Annotated in this window: 1 protein-coding gene; it reads right to left on the bottom strand. The window is 38.0% G+C overall.

Annotation, left to right across the window (positions count from 1 at the left end):
• Positions 1-37: 37 nt before the first annotated feature.
• A complete protein-coding gene (locus ACHFIY_RS19230) occupies positions 38-1,120 on the bottom strand; it encodes a PDDEXK nuclease domain-containing protein (RefSeq protein WP_410847754.1) in 1,083 nt (360 codons plus the stop codon).
• Positions 1,121-1,249: the final 129 nt, after the last annotated feature.

Genomic DNA, 1,249 nt, shown 5'->3' with positions numbered 1-1,249 from the left:
TTGATGAACAGGAATCGTTGCCTGAACCTAGATTTATTTACGCTAATTGCTTCCTTAATTCCGCTTTGCTGGGCAGCACTTCTTTGTATTCTTTGGCAAAAATGGTTTTGTTGTTTTCTGGCAGGGTAAATTCAATAACCGTTTTGTTTTCCTGCTTGCAAAGGATAATGCCGATGGTACTGTTTTCGTCTTTGGTTTTAACAACCCTATCGTAATAGTTTACATACATCTGCATTTGGCCAATATCTTGGTGCGTTAGTTTGCCTAATTTCAAATCGAACAATACAAAGCACTTTAGCAATCGGTTGTAGAACACCAAGTCCACAAAAAAGCTGTCGCCTTCAAAAGTGAATCGTCTTTGCCTGCCTTCAAACAAAAAACCTTTGCCTAGTTCCAGCATAAAATGCTCCAGTTTGTTGATGATAGCCGTTTCTAGTTCATTTTCTGTGTACCTGTTGTCTTCTTTCAGGTTAAGGAATTCCAAAACATAATGGCTTTTTAGTGCATCCGTTGGGCTTTCTATTATTTGCCCTTTTTTAGCTAATTCTTTTACCCCTTCCTTATCCCTACTCAGTGCTAGGCGTTCATAAATAGCCGAATTGAATTGCCTTTGCAATTCCCGGACAGACCAATTGTTTTGTGTGGCTTCTATTTCATAAAAGCTGCGTTCATTTTCATCAGGTATTTTCATGAGTTGGATGTAATGTGTCCAACTCAAAGAGAAGGGAAAAGGAGATTGCCCAATCATTGATTGGATAATTGTAGATTTCCGCATCGGTGTTGCGGAAATGTTCTTTTCTTCTGCTCCTTCAAATTTCCGCATCACTGATGCGGAAATTCGATTTTGGTATAAAAGATAAAACTTCCTGAAACGCTCAAGGTTATCTGGCGAATATCCTTTACCAAACTCGTTGGTTAATTCTGTGCTTAGTTGGGTGATGGTGCCAATTGCGTAATCCGCCCTTTCTTTTCCATCCTGCTCATCTTCTACAATCATCCTACCTATTTCAAAATATGTAAGTAGCATGGTTGTATTGATATTGCGGATTATTTGCTGTTGTGCAGCCTGGATAAGCGATTTTACGGATTGGAATAATGTGTTTTTGTTCGGTTTGTTCATTTCGCAAATTTATGTATAGTACCATAAATCTCCACTAGGTCAAATAAAAAAACAATCAATCATTTGCTGGCATATCGGCTGAAATTATCTGTATTTTACTTTAATTTCTATAGTACTCCCCTTAAATCG

The organism is Parasediminibacterium schistidii (genome assembly GCF_046546515.1).
GTDB lineage: Bacteria > Bacteroidota > Bacteroidia > Chitinophagales > Chitinophagaceae > Parasediminibacterium.
The sequence above is the reverse complement of the archived record's forward strand: the minus strand, read 5'-3'. Positions and strand labels throughout refer to the sequence as shown.

Coding starts and splice junctions, on each gene's coding strand:
- ACHFIY_RS19230 (WP_410847754.1), bottom strand. CDS start 1,120: ATGAACAAACCGAACAAAAACACATTATTCCAATCCGTAAAATCGCTT.